General features: G+C 72.4%; 18 protein-coding genes. 9 read left to right on the top strand and 9 right to left on the bottom strand.

Annotation, left to right across the window (positions count from 1 at the left end; translation table 11 throughout):
• Window positions 1-6: 6 nt before the first annotated feature.
• Window positions 7-1326 (bottom strand): serine-threonine protein kinase, encoded by a 1320-nt coding sequence (locus LQ326_RS00475; protein WP_234531346.1) that lies wholly within the window; start codon window positions 1324-1326, stop codon window positions 7-9.
• 79 nt (window positions 1327-1405) lie between these two features.
• Window positions 1406-2647 (bottom strand): exo-beta-N-acetylmuramidase NamZ family protein, encoded by a 1242-nt coding sequence (locus tag LQ326_RS00480; RefSeq protein ID WP_234531348.1) that lies wholly within the window; start codon window positions 2645-2647, stop codon window positions 1406-1408.
• 252 nt (window positions 2648-2899) lie between these two features.
• On the opposite strand from LQ326_RS00480, the gene LQ326_RS00485 reads away from it, so the two are divergent.
• The 4 genes from LQ326_RS00485 (at window position 2900) to LQ326_RS00500 (ending at window position 6721) form a co-directional block, all read left to right on the top strand.
• Complete coding sequence (locus tag LQ326_RS00485) at window positions 2900-3664, top strand: SDR family oxidoreductase (RefSeq protein ID WP_234531350.1); 765 nt, start codon at window positions 2900-2902, stop codon at window positions 3662-3664.
• Entirely contained in the window at window positions 3661-5337 is a 1677-nt protein-coding gene (locus tag LQ326_RS00490; RefSeq protein ID WP_234531351.1) for a class I adenylate-forming enzyme family protein, read from the top strand. The genes LQ326_RS00485 and LQ326_RS00490 overlap by 4 nt, the downstream gene beginning before the upstream one ends.
• Window positions 5338-5366: 29 nt before the next feature.
• Window positions 5367-5960, top strand: a complete 594-nt coding sequence (locus LQ326_RS00495; protein ID WP_181805197.1) for a TetR/AcrR family transcriptional regulator — start codon at window positions 5367-5369, stop codon at window positions 5958-5960.
• A 65-nt stretch (window positions 5961-6025) separates the two neighbouring features.
• Window positions 6026-6721, top strand: coding sequence for a type 1 glutamine amidotransferase domain-containing protein (locus LQ326_RS00500; RefSeq protein WP_234531353.1), 696 nt, complete (start codon window positions 6026-6028; stop codon window positions 6719-6721).
• A gap of 111 nt (window positions 6722-6832) precedes the next feature.
• Here LQ326_RS00500 and LQ326_RS00505 read toward each other — a convergent pair whose 3' ends face one another.
• A complete protein-coding gene (locus LQ326_RS00505) occupies window positions 6833-7807 on the bottom strand; it encodes an aldo/keto reductase (protein ID WP_234531355.1) in 975 nt (324 codons plus the stop codon).
• A 186-nt stretch (window positions 7808-7993) separates the two neighbouring features.
• Here LQ326_RS00505 and LQ326_RS00510 point away from each other — a divergent pair, with 186 nt between their 5' ends.
• The gene (locus LQ326_RS00510; RefSeq protein WP_234531357.1) at window positions 7994-8914 is read left to right on the top strand and encodes a helix-turn-helix transcriptional regulator; all 921 of its coding nucleotides are present in this window, start codon (window positions 7994-7996) and stop codon (window positions 8912-8914) included.
• Between the two features lie 153 nt (window positions 8915-9067).
• Here the strand turns inward: LQ326_RS00510 and LQ326_RS00515 are convergent, their stop codons facing one another.
• Both LQ326_RS00515 and LQ326_RS00520 read right to left on the bottom strand, forming a co-directional pair.
• Window positions 9068-10282, bottom strand: coding sequence for an acyl-CoA dehydrogenase family protein (locus LQ326_RS00515; RefSeq protein WP_234531359.1), 1215 nt, complete (start codon window positions 10280-10282; stop codon window positions 9068-9070).
• 5 nt (window positions 10283-10287) lie between these two features.
• Entirely contained in the window at window positions 10288-11310 is a 1023-nt protein-coding gene (locus tag LQ326_RS00520) for a phosphotransferase family protein (RefSeq protein WP_234531361.1), read from the bottom strand.
• A gap of 301 nt (window positions 11311-11611) precedes the next feature.
• On the opposite strand from LQ326_RS00520, the gene LQ326_RS00525 reads away from it, so the two are divergent.
• Window positions 11612-12553 carry an NADP-dependent oxidoreductase gene (locus LQ326_RS00525; RefSeq protein WP_234531362.1) on the top strand — a complete coding sequence of 314 codons (942 nt, stop codon included), beginning with the start codon at window positions 11612-11614 and terminating at the stop codon, window positions 12551-12553.
• Window positions 12554-12566: 13 nt separating this feature from the next.
• Here the strand turns inward: LQ326_RS00525 and LQ326_RS00530 are convergent, their stop codons facing one another.
• From LQ326_RS00530 to LQ326_RS00545, 4 genes are all read right to left on the bottom strand, one after another.
• On the bottom strand, window positions 12567-12881 hold the full coding sequence (locus tag LQ326_RS00530) for a DUF202 domain-containing protein (protein WP_234531363.1): 315 nt from the start codon (window positions 12879-12881) through the stop codon (window positions 12567-12569).
• Window positions 12878-13270, bottom strand: coding sequence for a YidH family protein (locus LQ326_RS00535; protein WP_234531364.1), 393 nt, complete (start codon window positions 13268-13270; stop codon window positions 12878-12880). Before LQ326_RS00535 ends, LQ326_RS00530 begins: the two co-directional genes overlap by 4 nt.
• Before the next feature lie 196 nt (window positions 13271-13466).
• Entirely contained in the window at window positions 13467-13976 is a 510-nt protein-coding gene (locus LQ326_RS00540; protein WP_234531365.1) for an NUDIX hydrolase, read from the bottom strand.
• Window positions 13977-14010: 34 nt separating this feature from the next.
• Window positions 14011-14904 carry a DMT family transporter gene (locus tag LQ326_RS00545; RefSeq protein ID WP_234531367.1) on the bottom strand — a complete coding sequence of 298 codons (894 nt, stop codon included), beginning with the start codon at window positions 14902-14904 and terminating at the stop codon, window positions 14011-14013.
• Between the two features lie 387 nt (window positions 14905-15291).
• On the opposite strand from LQ326_RS00545, the gene LQ326_RS00550 reads away from it, so the two are divergent.
• The 3 genes from LQ326_RS00550 (at window position 15292) to LQ326_RS00560 (ending at window position 17756) form a co-directional block, all read left to right on the top strand.
• Complete coding sequence (locus LQ326_RS00550) at window positions 15292-16281, top strand: hypothetical protein (protein WP_372496689.1); 990 nt, start codon at window positions 15292-15294, stop codon at window positions 16279-16281.
• Window positions 16282-16408: 127 nt separating this feature from the next.
• On the top strand, window positions 16409-17149 hold the full coding sequence (locus tag LQ326_RS00555) for a molybdopterin-dependent oxidoreductase (protein ID WP_234531368.1): 741 nt from the start codon (window positions 16409-16411) through the stop codon (window positions 17147-17149).
• On the top strand, window positions 17133-17756 hold the full coding sequence (locus LQ326_RS00560; protein WP_234531369.1) for a cytochrome b/b6 domain-containing protein: 624 nt from the start codon (window positions 17133-17135) through the stop codon (window positions 17754-17756). Before LQ326_RS00555 ends, LQ326_RS00560 begins: the two co-directional genes overlap by 17 nt.
• The last annotated feature ends 1 nt before the right edge of the window (window position 17757 follow it).

Below are 17757 nucleotides of genomic sequence, written 5' to 3' on the forward strand. Positions count from 1 at the left end.
GCGGGGTCATCCGATGCGCCCCGCCGCCAGTACCACCCGTGCCAGTTCCGGGTGCACGATGTCGCTGTGCGCCCCGCACGGCGGGCCGCCCCGCTTCACCACCGCCGCCGCGTCGACGTTCACACAGCCCGGCGCGGCGAGCGGGCCGCGCAGCGCCGCCGCCAGGTCCAGCGACCGGGTGTCCGGCACCTCCTGGACGCCGTCGTGGCCCATCGCACCCCATTGGGCGCCCAGCACCCGCCCCACGTCCTCGCCCAGCGCCGACTCGGCGTCGTCCGCCATCCGCGAGGCCAGCGGATACAGCGTGCCGAGCGCCTCGTCGAAGTGGGAGTAACAGCACACCAGCGGGCCGTCGATCCGGTTCTGCCGCCCCTGGAGCACCCCGCAGGCGCGCGGATCCTGCGGCAGCCGGGCGGCGAACGCGTAGTGCGAGAAAGCTCCTTGCAGCAGGGTGACGGACTTCACCGTGCGTACCCCGTCCGGCAGCCCGCGGAGCGCGAACGACACCAGCCGGCCACCGAAGCTGTGGCCCACCAGATGCACCCGCACCTCCGGTGCCGCCTCGGCCAGCCGGCCGATCACCGGCCCGAGCCCGCGTTCCCCGACGGCCCCAGCGCGCCGTTTCATCGCGTAGTAGGCCGCCTGCCGCAGCAGCTCCTTCGCACCGTCCCAGGGGTTCGGCACCGTGAACCCGGCCGCCTCGCCGCTCCCTTGGAGACCGGCCAGCGCCGTCGCGAACTCCTCGCACAGGGCCGTCGTGTCTCCGCTGAACAGCACCGGTTCGCTCCGCGGGACGCCCTGTGCGAGCGTGTCCGCCGCGAACAGCGGCTGGGGGCCGCCGGGGAGGACCTCGACCAGCAGCCGTACCAGGCGCCCGAACTCCGCCAGCTCGTTCGCAGGCCGCTGGTCCAGCATCCGCGCGATCTGGTGGACCACGGTGGCCCGCCCCGGAAAGGTCTCCAGGAGCGCGCGCCGGGTGTCCTTGTCGAGGACGGGCGCCGCCGCCTCCTCCGCCTCCGTGGCCACCACGGACTTCGGGAAGTCGGGGATCGGCTCGTCGCAGAACCGCATCGACGGCCAGATCACCCCGGCGTACCCGATCCGCGCCCGCGGCGCGAGCTTCGGGACCGGCGCGAAGAACCGCCGGTACAGGGCGGTCGCCCCCGAACGGTCGTTGTTCCAGCCGTGCGCGAAGACGATCAGGTCATGAAGGCCATGGCCGCCGATCTCGCCCAGCAGCCGGTCGCGTTCGGCCCCGTCCGGGTCCCCGTCCGCGTCGAAGGTCAGCTCCCAGTAGGGGGCCACACTCATCCCAGGATCCGCCATGCCGGGCTCCTCGTCCCCGAACCGGTGCGATGTGCGCGCATCGTCCTGCCACGGGGCGGGACTGGCCATACGACGCGCCTCAGTTGTAGAGGAGAAATTCCTTTCGGACCCGGCGGAAAGCGGCGAGTTCGTCCTGCCAGGCGCCCACGACCTCGTCCGGGCCCGCGCCGGCGTCGATCATCGTGCGCACGCGCGCGGATCCGGTGAGCTTGTCGATCCAGTCGTCCGGGCGCCAGGCGAAGCCGCTCCACACCTTCTTCGCGGTGACCAGGAGGCCGATTCCGGTGCGCACGGGGTCGTAGGCGGCCCGGTCGTGCACATGGATCTGCACCCCGCCGACGGTTCTGCCCTGGAACTTGGAGAAGGCGGGCGTGAAGTACGCCTCCCGGAACCGCACGCCCGGCAGCGCCAGTCCGTCGGCGGCGGCCGCCCAGCGCGCGTCGATGCCCTCCGCGCCCAGCAGTTCGAAGGGCCGGGTGGTCCCGCGTCCCTCCGACAGGTTCGTGCCCTCGAAGAGGCACGTCCCCGAGTAGACCAGGGCGGTGTCCGGGGTGGGCATGTTGGGGCTCGGTGGCACCCACGGCAGGCCGTAGGCGTCGTAGAAGCGCGAACGCCGCCAGCCCGTCATCGGTACGACGTCCAGGGTGACCGGGGTGCCCAGGAACTCCGCGTTGAACAGCCGCGCGAGCTCGGCGACCGTCATCCCGTGCGCCTGTGCGATCGGCTGCCGGCCGACGAAACTGGCGAACTCCCGGTGCAGGACCGGGCCCTGGGCCGTGCGGCCGGTCACCGGGTTGGGGCGGTCGAGGACGACGAGGCGCTTGCCCGCCAGCTGTGCGGCCTCCATGCAGTCGTACAGCGTCCAGATGTACGTGTAGAAACGGGCGCCGACGTCCTGGATGTCGAAGACGACGGTGTCCACGCCGGAGGCGGTGAAGACGTCGGCGAGGGGCTGTCCGCTCTTGAGGTACGTGTCGTAGACGGGCAGACCGGTCGCCGGGTCGTCGTAGCGGCCCTCGGAACCGCCGGCCTGGGCGGTGCCGCGGAATCCGTGTTCCGGGCCGAAGACGGCGGTGAGGTTCACACGTGGGTCGGCGTGCATGACGTCGACGATGTGGCGGGCGTCGGGGGTGATGCCGGTGGGGTTGGTGACGATGCCGACCTTCTGGGCGGTGAGGAGGGCGTAGCCGTCGGCGGACAGGTGGTCGAAACCGGTTCTGAGGCCGGCGTGGGCGTCGGCTGTGGTCGCCGTGGGTACGGCTGTGACGGCCGCTGCCGTTGCCGTGGCCGCGGTGAGCAGAGTTCGTCTGGACGGGCGCATGGGGGTGGCCTCCGTGGTCGTCCGGGTGCGGGTCGTGGGTGGCTGGTCGCGCCCACGAGGCGGAGCCGCATGCCGGACACAGCCCCGCGCCCCTGGGGAGTTGCCGTGGTCGTGTGTCGGACAGTGGGCCCCGCGCCCCTGGAGGGCGCGTTGCTCCTAGGGGGTGCGACGGTCGCCCTTTTCTCAAACATACCGACCGGTTAGTGTGTCGTTGCTGAGCCGAGTCTGGTCGCGTCGTGTCGAAGGAGACCGATGGTGGGAGCCGTGCAAGAAGCCCGAGTCGTGGTCACCGGGGCGGGGGGTGGCATCGGTGCCGCTCTTGCCCGCCGGTTCGCCGCCGAAGGCGCCCGCGTGGTCGTGAACGACCTGGACGGGGAGAAGGCGGCCGCGGTCGCCGCGGAGATCGGCGGGATCGCCCTTCCGGGGGACGCGTCCGGCATCGTCGGCGCCGCCCGGGACGCGCTCGGCGGCAGTGTCGACGTCTACTGCGCCAACGCCGGGCTCGGCTCCGGCGGGTCCGAGGCGGCCGACGCGGCCGTGTGGGAGTCGGCCTGGGACGTCAACGTCATGGCCCATGTGCGGGCCGCGCAGGAGCTGGTGCCGGACTGGCTGGAGCGGGGGAGCGGGCGGTTCGTGTCCACCGTGTCCGCCGCCGGACTGCTCACCATGATCGGGGCCGCGCCGTACAGCGTGACCAAGCACGCCGCGTACGCCTTCGCCGAGTGGCTGTCGCTGACATACCGGCACCGCGGACTCAAGGTGCATGCCATCTGTCCGCAGGGCGTGCGTACCGACATGCTCGCCGCCACCGGCAGCGCGGGCGACCTGGTGCTCCGTCCGACCGCGATCGAGCCGGACGCCGTCGCGGACGCGCTGTTCAAGGGGATGGCCGAGGACCGGTTCCTGATCCTGCCGCACCCCGAGGTCGCCGACTTCTACCAGGCGCGGGCCACCGACCCGGACCGCTGGCTGACGAACATGAACCACCTCCAGCAGAAGTGGGAGGCCACCCGGTGACCCGGCCGCAGACCGAGTCCGGCTATGCCGCCCGGCCCTGGCTGGCCCTGCTCGACGACGTCCAGCGCGGGCCGGTCGAGCCGCCCGCCTCGCTGGTGCACGCGCTGCGCACCGCCGTCGCCGAGGCGCCCGACCGCACCTGCCTCACCTACTTCGACGCCCGCCTCAGCTTCCGCGAGGTCGACGAGCTGAGCGACTCGGTCGCCGGGTACCTCGCCGGGCGCGGCCTGGAGCGCGGCGACCGGGTCGCCGTCGTCCTGCAGAACTCGCCGCACTTCGTGCTCGCGCTGCTCGGCGCCTGGAAGGCGGGCGCGACCGTCGTGCCGGTCAACCCGATGTACAAGTCGGGGGAGGTCACCCACGTCCTGCGGGACGCGGAGGTGGCCGCGCTGGTCTGCTCGCAGCGGGCCTGGGAGTCGTATCTGCGCGAGACGGCCGCGGACTCGACGGTGCGGATCGTGCTCACCGCGAGCGAGCTGGACTTCCAGACCCGTGACGACGCGCGCGTGCTGGGCTTCGAGCGGCTGCCGCAGGCCGCCGACGCCGAGGACCTGGTCGCCGTCGCGCGGCAGGGCGGCAAGGCGCCCGAGGGGCGGGATCCGGAGCCCTCCGGCATCGCGCTGATCAGCTACACCTCGGGGACCAGCGGCGCCCCCAAGGGCGCCACCAACCTGCACAGCAACATCATGTACAACGCCGAGCGGCAGCGGACCGGGCTCGCGCTGCCCGACGCGCCGGTCTACTACGCCCTCGCGCCGCTCTTCCACATCACCGGCATGGTCTGCCAGCTCTGCGCCTGCCTCACGAGTGCGGGCACGCTCGTGCTGACGTACCGCTTCGAGCCGGGCCTGGTGCTGGAGGCGTTCGCCGAGCACCGCCCGCAGTACACGGTGGGCCCCTCCACCGCCTTCATGGCCCTGGCCGCCCACCCGGACGTCACCCCGGAGCACTTCGCCTCCTTCGTCAACATCTCCTCCGGCGGCGCGCCGCTGCCGCCGGCCCTGGTGGAGAAGTTCCGCGCCGGGTTCGGGCCGTACATCCGCAACGGCTACGGGCTGACCGAGTGCACCGCGCCCTGCGCCTCCGTGCCGCCGACGCTGGAGGCACCCGTCGACCCCGTGTCCGGCACCCTCGCGGTCGGGGTGCCCGGCCCGGACACCGTCGTCCGCGTCATCGACGACCAGGGTCAGGAGGTGCCCTTCGGCGAGCAGGGCGAGATCGCCGTACGCGGGCCGCAGGTGGTGCCCGGGTACTGGCGGCGGCCCGAGGCCACCGCCGAGACCTTCCCCGACGGCGAACTGCGCACCGGCGACATCGGGTTCATGGACCCGCAGGGCTGGCTGTACGTCGTCGACCGCAAGAAGGACATGATCAACGCGTCCGGGTTCAAGGTCTGGCCGCGCGAGGTCGAGGACGTGCTGTACACCCACCCGGCGGTGCGCGAGGCCGCCGTGGTCGGCGTGCCGGACGGGTACCGCGGGGAGACCGTCAAGGCCTACATCAGTCTTCGCCCCGGTGCTGCAACCGATCCGGACGATCTCGCCCTCTATTGCAGGGAGAGACTGGCCGCATACAAGTATCCGCGCCAGGTGGAGATCCTGCCCGACCTGCCGAAAACGGCAAGTGGGAAGATCCTGCGACGGGAACTGCGTTCCCGACCGCAACAGAGTTAGCAGAATTTCGAGAGAGGCAGGTGGCGGCAGTGCCCAGGACGACGGACGGAGACGGGGCTCCCGTTCCGCAGCGGCTTCTTGCCGCCGCCACCCGGCTCTTCGCGGAGCAGGGGTACGACCGGACCTCCGTGCAGGAGATCGTGGAGGCGGCCGGCGTCACCAAGGGGGCGCTGTACCACTACTTCGGCTCCAAGGACGACCTCCTGCACGAGGTGTACGCGCGCGTGCTGCGCGTCCAGCAGGAGCGGCTCGACGCCTTCGCGAACGCGGACGAGCCGATCGAGAAGCGGCTGCGGGGCGCCGCGGCGGACGTGGTCGTCACGACCATCGAGAACCTCGACGACGCCATGATCTTCTTCCGGTCCATGCACCACCTGAGCCCGGAGAAGAACAAGCAGGTGCGCGCCGAGCGGCGGCGCTACCACGAACGGTTCCGCGCGCTCGTCGAGGAGGGCCAGCGCGAGGGCGTCTTCTCCACCGCGACCCCGGCCGACCTCGTGGTCGACTACCACTTCGGCTCGGTCCACCACCTGTCGACGTGGTACCGCCCCGGAGGTCCCATGACCCCCCAGGAGGTCGCGGACCACCTGGCCGACCTGCTGCTGAGGGCACTGCGTCCCTGAGGTGCCTACGCTGGAACGGCTGCATTCCTCTACGAGTCGACTCGGGGGGAAGGAGACCGAGTGCGATGGCGAAAATCCTCTTCATCGTCAGCGGGGCGACCTACTGGGTGCTCAAGGACGGCACCAGGTACGCGACCGGCTACTGGGCCGAAGAGTTCGCGATGCCGTACAAGAAGATCACGGAGTCCGGTCACGACGTCGAGGTCGCGACGCCCGGCGGCGTGACCCCGAACGTCGACATGATGAGCCTGCGTCCGTCGATGGCCGGCGGCGAGGAGATGGCCCTCGAACTGGAGGAGATCATCCGCTCCGCCGAGGTGATGCGGCGGCCCCTCCAGCTCTCCCACGTCCGCCCGGAGGACTACGACGCGGTGTACCTGCCCGGCGGCCACGGCCCCATGGCGGACCTGGCGTTCGACGCCGATGCCGGCCGCCTGCTGACCGCGCAGCTCGCCTCGGGCAGGCCGCTGGCGATCGTGTGCCACGCTCCCGCCTCGATCCTCGCCACCAGGATCCACGGCAGGTCGCCCTTCGCGGGGTACCGGGTCACGTGCTTCACCGACGAGGAGGAAGAGGGCGTCGGCCTGGCCTCTCGGGCTCCGTGGCTGCTGGAGACGGAGCTGAAGGACAAGGTCGGCATCGACTTCAGCCGCGGCCCGGTCTGGGAGCCGTACATGGTCGAGGACCGCAATCTCATCACCGGCCAGAACCCCCGCTCGGCGGCGATTCTGGCGGACCGGCTGCTCGAGATCCTCAAGTAGGCGACGTCTTCGAGCCGCCGAGATCCTCACGCAGGCGACGGGCTCAAGCCGGCGACGGGCTCACTTAGGTGACGGCCTCAAGCCGGTGACGGCCTCAAGCCGGCAGCGGCCTCAGTACCGGGCGCCGGCCGGGGCCGGGACGGCGTCCAGGTCGGCGAGGTCCGCCGGAGACAGCCGGACGTCCGTGGCGCCCGCGTTGTCGGCGAGGTACTCCGGCGTCTTGGTGCCGGGGATGGGGACGACGTACGGGCCCTGGGCGACGAGCCAGGCGAGGGCGACCTGCGCGGGGGTGGCGCCGATCCGGTCGGCGACTTCGCGGACCGCGGCCGCGATGCCCAGGTTGGCGCGCAGGTTCTCCTGCTGGAAGCGCGGCAGACGGCGCCGCTGGTCCTTGTCCGGCAGTTCGTCGAAGGACGCGAAACGGCCGGCGAGGAAGCCACGGCCCAGCGGCGAGTACGGCAGCAGCCCGATGCCGTGCAGCGCGCAGTAGGGCAGCACCTCGGCCTGGACGTCGCGGGTCCACAGGGAGAACTCGGACTGCACGGTGGTCACCGGGTGGATCGCCTCGGCGCGCCGGATGACGTCGACGCCGACCTCGGACAGGCCCAGGTGGCGGGCCTTGCCGGCGGTGACGGCCTCGGCGAGGGCACCCCAGGTCTCCTCGACCGGGACCTCGGGGTCGACCCGGTGCAGCTGGTAGAGGTCGACATGGTCGGTGCCCAGGCGGCGCAGGCTCGCGTCGATGGCGGCCCGCACGTGCTCGGGCCGGCCGTTGGGCCTCACCAGCGGTGAACCGCCGGGGCCGCCGGTGGGGTCGACGCACTCCAAGCCGACCTTGGTGGCGATCACCGCGCGGTCGCGGTGGCCGGCCAGGGCCCGGCCGACGAGCTCCTCGTTGGTGTAGGGGCCGTACACGTCGGCGGTGTCGATCAGGGTCACGCCCAGGTCGAGGGCCTGGTGGATGACGGAGACCGAGGCGGCCTCGTCACGGGGGGAGGCCATGTCGTAGGCGAAGCTCATCCCCATGGCGCCCAGGCCGATGACGCCGACCTGCGGTCCGTGGGTGCCCAGGGTGGTGGTACGCATGCTGCGTTCTGCCTTCCGAACGGGAACGGGAAGCCGCCGGGGCGACAGCCCGTCGCGGCTTCACCACCCTCGCGCCGCCCGGCATCCCGTGGCAGGCCGAGCGGTGCCGGGGAGCGGCGTGCCAGGGAGCGGTACGGCCCCCCACGGCCACCGTGCTCCGGTCACCGGGCTGCGACACTGTTCCCCATGAGCTCTGACCAGCACAGCAACGAGCTGGCACGGTTCCTGCGCGCCCGCCGTACCCAGATCACCCCGGACCAGGTCGGCCTTCCCGCCGGCCCGGGGCTGCGCCGCACCCCGGGACTGCGCCGCGAGGAGCTCGCCACCCTCGCCGGAGTCAGCATCGACTACTACACCCGCCTCGAACGTGGCAAGGAGACCCGGCCCAGCCCCGCGGTCGTCGACTCCCTCGCCCGCGCCCTGCGCCTGGCGGGGGACGAGCACGAGCATCTGCGCAGTCTGGCCGCCCGGGCCGCCCGAACCGCCCCCGAGCCGCCCACCGCGCCCAGCCGCACGGTGCGGCCCGGAGTCAGGCTGCTGCTGGCAAACCTGCGGCCGGGCCCCGCCTACGTCCTGAGCCGCACCCTGGACGTCCTCGCCGCCAACCCGGGCGGCCTGCACCTCTACGCGGGTATCGACAGCTGGCCGGCCAAGCAGCGCAACCTCGCCCGCTACTACTTCCTGCACCCCGCCGCCCGTGACCTGTTCCCGGACTGGGACAGCCAGATCCGCGGCTGCGTCGCCCGCCTGCGCGCCCTGGCCGGCACCGACCCCGATGCCCCCGACCTGGCCCAGCTCGTCGGCGAACTCCTTCTCAAGAGCGAGGACTTCGCCCGTCTGTGGGAGCGCTACGACGTCCGCGCCCATCGCCCCGGCACCAAGCGCTTCCGGCACCCGCAGGTCGGCGACCTCACCCTCGGCTACCAGTCCATGACGCTCGAAGGCACCCCCGGCCAACGCCTCGTCGCCTACTACGCCGCCCCCGCGACCCCCGAGCACGACGCCATGGTCCTCCTCGACATGCTCGGCACCCAGCGCACCCCCGACCCCGTCGACCGGGCCGAGGCGCCGGCTCACGACCGGCGACCGGGACCGGACGAGCACTGACCGGCCCGCCGCCGTCACCGGTGGCGCACGGCCAGGTACCAGGACCGGACGCGGTGACCGGCGAGGGGCCAGGTACCAGGACCGGACGCGGCGGACGGCGAGGGGCCGGCGCGGGCATGGCGGACGCCCGCACCGGCCCCGACGGCCCGGCGCCTACAGGTACTTCTTCAGCTCCCGTCGCGCCAGCGAGCGCTGGTGCACCTCGTCCGGCCCGTCGGCGATCATCAGCGTGCGGGCTCCGGCGTACAGGTCGGCCAGCGGGAAGTCCTGGCTGACACCGCCCGCGCCGTGCAACTGGATCGCGCGGTCGATGATGTCGACGACCGCACGCGGCGTCGCGATCTTGATGGCCTGGATCTCGGCGTGCGCGCCCCGGTTGCCGACGGTGTCCATCAGCCAGGCGGTCTTGAGCACCAGCAGCCGCAGCTGCTCCACCGTCACCCGGGCGTCGGCGATCCAGTTGTGCACCACACCCTGCTGGGCCAGCGCCTTCCCGAAGGCCGTCCGGGACACCGCCCGCCTGCACATCAGCTCGATCGCCCGCTCGGCCATGCCGATCAGCCGCATGCAGTGGTGGATCCGGCCGGGACCGAGCCGGGCCTGGGCGATGGCGAAGCCGCCGCCCTCCTCGCCGATCAGGTTCGACACCGGCACGCGCGCGTGGTCGAAGAACACCTCGGCGTGGCCGCCGTGGTAGTGGTCCTCGTAGCCGAAGACCTTCATCGCGCGCTTGACGGTGACGCCCGGGGTGTCACGGGGGACCAGGACCATGGACTGCTGGCGCCGGATGTCGGTGCCGTCCGGGTCGGTCTTGCCCATCACGATGAAGATCCTGCAGTCCGGGTTCATCGCCCCGGAGATGTACCACTTGCGGCCGGTGATGACATAGTCGTCGCCGTCCCGCTCGATGCGGGTGGTGATGTTGGTGGCGTCGGAGGAGGCCACCTCCGGCTCGGTCATGGCGAACGCGGAGCGGATCTCACCGGCCAGCAGCGGCTCCAGCCACTGCTTCTTCTGCGCGTCGTCACCGAACTGGGCCAGCACCTCCATGTTGCCGGTGTCCGGCGCCGCGCAGTTCAGCGCGGTGGGCGCCAGGTGCGGGGACCGGCCGGTGATCTCGGCGAGCGGCGCGTACTGGAGGTTGGTGAGGCCGGCGCCGTACTCGGCGTCCGGGAGGAAGAGGTTCCACAGGCCCTGCCTGCGCGCCTCGGCCTTCAGTTCCTCCACCACGGCCGGGGTGTCCCACGGCGAGGCCAGCGCGGCCCGCTGCTCCTCGGCCACCGCCTCGGCCGGATAGACGAACTCGTCCATGAAGGCGAGGAGTTGGGCGCGCAGCTCCTCGGTGCGCGCGTCGAACGCGAAGTCCATGACCGTCAGCCTTCCTGAAGAGTGGTCAGTCCGTGGTCGATGAAGACGGGGACGAGATCGCCGATGCGGTCGAAGCCCTCCCCGAGTGTCTGGCCCAGCGTGTACCGGTAGTGGATGCCCTCCAGGATCACGGCGAGCTTGAACCAGGCGAACGCCGTGTACCAGGAGATGTGCGAGACGTCGCGCCCGGAGCGGGCGGCGTACCGTTCGATCAGCTCCCGGGGTTCCGGGTGGCCCGGCGCCTCGGCGGTCGTGGACACCGGGGAGTCGGGCGCGCCCAGCGGCAGGCTGTACATCACCAGCAGACCCAGGTCGGTCAGCGGGTCGCCGAGCGTCGACATCTCCCAGTCGAGAATCGCCTTGATCCGGTCGTCGTCGCCGATCAGGACGTTGTCGAGACGGTAGTCGCCGTGGATCACCGTGGGCATGGGTGACTCGGGCAGCCGGCGGCCCAGGGTCGCGTGCAGCTCGTCGATGCCGGCCAGCTCACGGTTGCGGGAGGCGTCCAGCTGCTTGCCCCAGCGGCGCAGCTGCCGGTCCAGGAAGCCCTCGGGGCGGCCGAAGTCGCCGAGGCCTACCTCCGCGGGGTCCACGGCGTGCAACTCGACGAGCGTGTCCACCAGGGAGAGCACGGCGTCACGGGTGCGCTCGGGGCCGAGCGGGACGAGCTGGTCGGAGGTGCGGTACGGGGTGCCCGCCACGAACTCCATGACGTAGAACGGCGCGCCGAGGACCTCCTCGTCCTCGCACAGCAGCACCGGCCGCGGCACCGGCACCTCGGTCGGGTACAGCGCGCTGATCACCCGGTGCTCGCGCTTCATGTCGTGCGCGGTGGCCAGGACGTGACCCAGCGGCGGCCGTCGTACGACCCACTTCGAGGCGGAGTCGGAGAGCGCGTAGGTGAGGTTCGACCGGCCGCCCTCGATCAGCCTTGCGGTCAGCGGACCGGTCACCAGGCCGGGGCGCTCGCGGTCGAGCAGGCCGCGCAGCCGGTCGAGATCGAGTCCGGGCGGGTGGTCGGGGCTCATGCATCGCTCCTACGAATGAATGAACAGGACCCGACTCATGATGCCGACCAGTCGGTATGTCGTCCAGCGCGTGCGCCAAACGTGACCGGGACCACCCTACGGCCCGAACAGCGCGCGGCGGCTCTCCCCGCGCGCGGAGCGGCGGAAGCCACCACGGGTGCGGGGTCGCCCCGGACGTCGGGAAGGACCGCTGCGCGGCTCAGGAGGGTGACCGGATGCCGGCCCACGGACTGCCACGCGAACGGCGTACGTACCGGCATCCCGGTTGCGGGGCGCCCCGGTACCCCGGAGGGTCGTGTGCATGAAAGGGATCAGCTACAGCCGGTACGGCGGCCCCGAGGTGCTGGAGTACGGCGAGGTCAAGGACCCGAAGGTCGGCCCCGACTCGGTGCTGGTGAAGGTCCGCGCGGCGGCCGTCAACCCCGTCGACTGGAAGTGCCGCGAGGGCCATCTGCACAGCATCCTGGACGCCGTCTTCCCGGTGATCCCCGGCTGGGACGTCTCCGGGGTCGTCGTGCAGCCGGGCTCCGCCGTCACGGAGTTCGCGGTCGGCGACGAGGTGATCGGCTACGTCCGCGAGGACTTCCTCTCCCGGGGCACCTTCGCCGAGTACGTCGCCGCCCCGGTGCGCACCCTGGCCCGCAAGCCGCGCAACCTCACCTTCGAACAGGCCGCCGGGCTGCCGCTGGCCGGCCTCACCGCCTACCAGGTGCTGGTGCACGCCCTGGAGGTCAAGCGGGGCGAGACGATCCTCGTGCACGCCGCCGCCGGCGGGGTCGGCTCCCTCGCCGTGCAGATCGCGGCCCATCTCGGTGCCCGGGTCATCGGCACGGCGAGCGAGCGCAACCATGACTTCGTCCGCGGCCTCGGCGGCGAGCCGGTCGGTTACGGCCCGGGCCTCGCCGAACGCGTGCGGGGACTGGCCCCGGAGGGCGTGGCCGCCGTCTTCGACACCGTGGGCGGGGAGGCCCTGATCGTCTCGGCGAACCTGCTCGCCCCCGAGGGCCGGATGGCCTCGATCGCCGACCCGGACGTCGTCGACTTCGGCGGCCGGTACTGCTTCGTACGGCCCGACGCCGAGGACCTGACCCGGCTCACCGCGCTCGCGGAACAGGGCGTGATCACCGTCCATGTCGCCGAGACGTTTCCGCTGAAGGCGGCGGCCGACGCGCAGCGCCGCAGCCAGGAGGGGCACACCCGGGGCAAGCTGGTGGTCACCGTGGACTGGCCGGAGGAGGGCTGAGCCGCGGCTGATCTCATACGACCAGCGCGGCGGCGCACAGGGCGATGGCGACCGTGCACAGCACCGCCCCGGTCGCCCACCGGGGGGCCAGTGCCGTGGGGCGGCCGGGGACCGCGAGGTCGCGGATACGGCGGTGGGCGACCAGGAGGAAGCCCAGCCACAGGACGCAGCAGGCGGCGCAGGCGACCAAGCCGGCGGCCGAGGCGCCGCCGTGCAGGGCGGTCTTCGCCGCGAGGATGGCGGCGACGGTCGCCGACAGCGTCGTACGGCGCCACGCCAGCCGGGTCCGCTCCGGCTGCAGCCCGGGGTCGCGGTCCGGCTGCGTCATCCCTCCCACCCGGCGACCACGACGACGACCATCGCGACGGCGACCACGGCGATGACCACGCTCAGCAGCGCCGGGAACCGGGAGACGGGCAGGTCCTCACCGCGCCGCATCGCCCGCTCGCAGCGCATCCAGTGGTTGACGGCACGCAGCGAGCAGAGCACGCCGGCGCCGAGGAGCGCGAGGGCGAGGCCGATGCGCCAGCTCCGGCCGAGGTGGGGCAGGAACTGGTCCACCGCGAATCCGCCGCCGATGAGGGCGAGGGCGGTGCGCAGCCAGGCCAGGAAGGTGCGCTCGTTGGCGAGGGAGAAACGGTAGTCGGGGGTCGTTCCTTCCTGGCGCACCTCTTCGGGGGCGAACCACAGGCGGACGTTCTGCACGAATCCGATCACGTGCAGGGAGCCTACCGGGGGTGCCGTGGTCGTCCGGCCGCGGGTGCGTGGGGGCTGGTCGCGCAGTTCCCCGCGCCCCTGAAGGGGCGCGCTGCCCGGCCGTGTCTCACACAGCCGCGGGCAGTCGTGCCGCTGGGCGGCACGGGTGGGCGCGGCGGCACCCTGCCGGCGCCGGTAAGCGTCCGTCCCCCCCGCCTCAGCCCCGATGGAGCCGCAGCTTCTCCCACGCCGCCACCCCGTCCGGCACCCACTCCCACTCCCCGAGCCGCGACACCACTTCCTCCTCGGTCAGGAAGTCGTGCCACGCCACCTCCTCCACCTGTGGCCGCACCGGCAGCTCGCAGCGCACCTCGTACACCGCCGACCACCAGCTCTGCCCGGCCCCGTCGTCGTACAGGAACTTGAAGAGGAACGTCGGGCGCGGCAGCCCGTGGACGCCGAGTTCCTCCTCGGCCTCCCGCAGCGCCGCGTCGTCGTAGGACTCGCCCGCCCCCACCACGCCCCCGACGAACATGTCGTACAGGGAGGGGAAGACCAGCTTGGTCGCGGTGCGGCGGTGCACGAAGACGCGGCCGGCGGCGTCGCGGGCCTGGATGAAGACGCAGCGGTGGCGCAGACCCCGGGCGTAGGCCTCGCCGCGCGGGGACCGCCCGATGACCTGGTCGTGCTCGTCGACGATGTCGAGAATCTCGTCAGCAGCGCTCATGCCGCCATCCAAGCAGGCGGACGGCCCGCCGGGGTCAGCGCGGCTGAAGGTCGAGCGACGGCTCCCTCGGCGCCGTACCGCGCGGCATCGCGGGATGCAGCCCGAGCAGCACGATGCCCGCCACGATCGCCGCGAGTCCCGCCGCCTCCCAGGCCAGTGCCCCGGTGTCGGTGCGCAGCCGGTCCCCGAGGAATCCGACCCCGCACAGGATCCCGGCGAGCGGCTGGGCCGCGGTGAGCGCGGGCAGCGAGTTGCGCAGCTCCGCCGTCTCGAACGCGCTCTGGACGAGGATCAGCCCGGTGACCCCGAGGACCAGCACGCCGTACGGCTGCCAGCCGGTCAGCACCTCCATGATGCCGCCCTCGGAGAAGCGGGTGCCGGTGACCCGGGTCAGCGCGTCCTGGACGCCGTAGAGCAGGCCGGCGGCGAGGGCGAGCAGGGTGGGGCCGGCGCTGAGGCGGGACCGTTTGGCGTAGGTCGTGAGCAGCAGGGCGGTGCCGACCATCACGCCGATGATGAGCCAGTGGCGCGCCGGGTCGGTGACGGCGTCGCCGCCGCGTGGCTGGCCCGCCAGGATGAACGTGGTCACCCCGCCCGCGAGCAAGATGAGGCCGGCCCAGCCCTGATGGCTGAGTGGATGCTTGGTCTGGTGCCGGGAGAGCGCGAGGGCGAACAGGAGGTTCGTCGCGAGCAGTGGCTCGACGAGGGAGATCTCGCCCTTGCCGAGGGCGACCGCGCCGAGGATCATGCCGGCCACCATCAGGCCGATGCCGCCGAGCCAGCGCGGCACCCGCATCAGGTCGAGCAGCAGCCGCGGCGACAGGAAGTCGCTGAGCGGTGCCTTCTGGGCGACGTTCTGCTGGAGCACGAACCCGAAGCCCAGGCAACAGGCCGCGCTCACGGCGAGAATCAGAACCAGAACGGACACGCTGCGTACCTCGATCTGCGGCCGGGCTACGGAGTGCGTAGTGGCCGACTGTAGCGCTCCCGGATGGGATTGTTCCGGGGGTACCCGGAACCGGGCGGTTGACTCGGTCACGCTGCCCATGCCGACCACGATGGGCGGGTCGGGGCGATGCGGACCGTAGGGCCATGGTCCGACGCCCGGGCGGGCGGCGCCATGGCGTACGCCACAGCCGGCACCCGGTGCCCCACCGACACGGTACGCCCATCGGCTCCCGGCGCGCGTCAAGTTCTCCCAGGCGCAGGGTAGTTGAACGGAGTACCGGACCCGTTCAGCTTGACGCAAAGTCTTGGCTGGGGGTTTGCTGTGCGTGATTGGCCGATGGCAGCCCGACAATCAGGAAGTTCCGCGGTGCCCCCAACCCCGCCCCTCTTAGGCCCAGGCCCAGCCGTGTCAGGGCACCGCCCGGCCCTCGCCGAAGGCATCCGCGCGGCCACGCACCCCGAGTGCGAGTACTGTCCCGACGACGCCCTGGGCGACGACGAACTCATCTCGTCCCGGGCCGCGTTGGCTCAGGGCCGCTGGCAGTCCGCCCGCTCCCTGTTGCTCCACACGGGTGACGACTGGGACCGCCGCGGCCACCGGGTCACCGTCCTCGCCCGCGAGCCCTACGCCATCGCCTGGACCCGCGAGTGGCTGCTCGCCGAGCCCGGCTCCGCCGGCGCCGCCACCCTGTACGCCCTGACCCTGGTCCGGCGCGCCCTGCGCGGCAAGGAGGATCCGGAGCGCGCCCGCGAGGCCTGCGCCGGTGCCGCCGCGCTCGCCCCCGCCGACCCCACCCCGTGGCTCGGCCTCCTCCTGGTGGCACGCCACCTGGGCACCGACGAGGAGACGCGGCGGGCCTTCACCGAGGTGCGCCGCCGCCATCCCGAGCACCACCACGCCCACCACCTGATGGCGGCCCGGATCGCGGAGACCGAGAGCCGGGGGACAGACGAACTGCGCGCCTTCGCCGAACGCGCGGCGGCCGAGGCCCCGGCCGACTCCCCGCTCGCCGTCCTGCCGGTCGTCGCGTACACCGAACGCCACCGGGTGCTCGCCGCCACCGGCCAGGCCCCCGCCGACCCGGCCGCCGCCGGGCACTGGACCGAGCCGTCCGCGCTGCGCGCCCTGGGCGCCGCCTTCGACTGGTGGCTGGAGTGGGGGACCGAGGAGCACCCGCGCCGCCACCTCGACGTCAACCACCTCGCCCACGCCACCTTCGGCGCCGGCCGGTACGCCGAGGCCGCGGCCCTGTTCCAGCGCATCGGCCGCCACGCCACCGCGGCACCCTGGTCGTACCCGGACCGCGACCCGTGCGAGGCGTTCCGGGCGGCCCGGGAGCGGGTGCTGGGAGGCTGAGAGGAGCTTCATGGGATTCATGAGTTCATGAGCCTCATGAGAAGAGCTTCATGAGAAGAGATTGTGGATTCCTTACGGCCGCCGGAATCCGTGGCCGGGCCCGCCCGGATGGTGTTCGAATGAGTGCGTGAACTCTGAACAGTCCGAGGAGCCGCGGCGCAGCGAGGAGGGCAGCCCGGTCGGGCGCCGGGTGTTCCTGGGCACCATCGGCCTCGGCGCGGTCGGCCTGGTCACCGCCCCGGTGCTGCAACGCGTCACCGAGTCGGTCCTCGGTGCCTTCTCCGGCAAGGACCCCACGGGCCTGACCGGGCTCCTCCCGAACGGCGGCGGCTTCCGCTACTACTCGGTGACCGGGTCGGTGCCGGACAAGACCGCCGCCGACTACCAGCTGAAGATCGACGGGCTGGTCGACAAGCCGCGCACGTACACCCTGGCCGACCTGCGGGCCCTGCCGCAGACCAGGCTGGTCAGGGACGTCCAGTGCGTGACCGGCTGGCGGGTGCCGGACACGCCCTTCGAGGGTGTCCGGCTGTCCCGTCTCCTGGACCTGGCGGGCGTCCGGGACTCCGCGAAGGCGATCCGCTTCACCTGCTTCGACGGCGCGTACACCGAGAGCCTCACCCTCGACCAGGCACGCCGCCCCGATGTCGTGGTCGCGCTGCGCATGCAGAACAAGGTGATCACCCACGACCACGGCGGCCCGGTCCGCCTCTACGTCGCCCCCATGTACTTCTACAAGTCGGCCAAGTGGCTCTCCGGCATCACGGTCACCGACCAGGTCGAACCGGGTTACTGGGAGAGGCTCGGCTACGACGTCGACGCCTGGGTCGGCCGCTCGAACGGACGTGACGATGAGCCTACGAGCTGAGGCCCCGGCCGCCACGGACCGGCTGCACCGCTTCACCGCCGCCGAACGCTGGGTGCACCGCGCCACGGCGCTGCTGATGGGCCTGTGCGTCGCGACGGCCGCCTGCCTCTACATCCCGCAGCTGGCGGTCCTCGTCGGCCGCCGCGAACTGGTCGTCCGCATCCACGAGTGCGCGGGCCTCGCGCTCCCCGTACCCGTCCTGCTGGGCCTCGCCTCCCGTGCCTTCCGCAGGGACCTCGGCTTCCTGAACCGCTTCGGCCCCCATGACCGGCTCTGGCTGCACGCCGCCCTGAGCCGCGACAAGCGCCGCTCCTCCCGCCCGGCGGGCAAGTTCAACGCCGGCCAGAAGATCTACGCGAACTGGATCGCCGGCGCCACCCTCGTCATGCTCGGCACGGGCCTGCTCATGTGGTTCACCCACCTCACCCCGCTGATGTGGCGGACCTCGGCGACCTTCGTGCACGACTGGCTGGCCCTGACGATCGGCATCGTCCTGGCCGGTCACGTCGGCATGGCCCTGGGCGACCCGGAGGCCCGACGGGGCCTGCGCACGGGCACGGTGAGCCGGGAGTGGGCCAGACGCGAACACCCGCTGTGGCGACCGTAGC

Source organism: Streptomyces shenzhenensis (assembly GCF_021462265.1).
Lineage (GTDB): Bacteria > Actinomycetota > Actinomycetes > Streptomycetales > Streptomycetaceae > Streptomyces > Streptomyces shenzhenensis.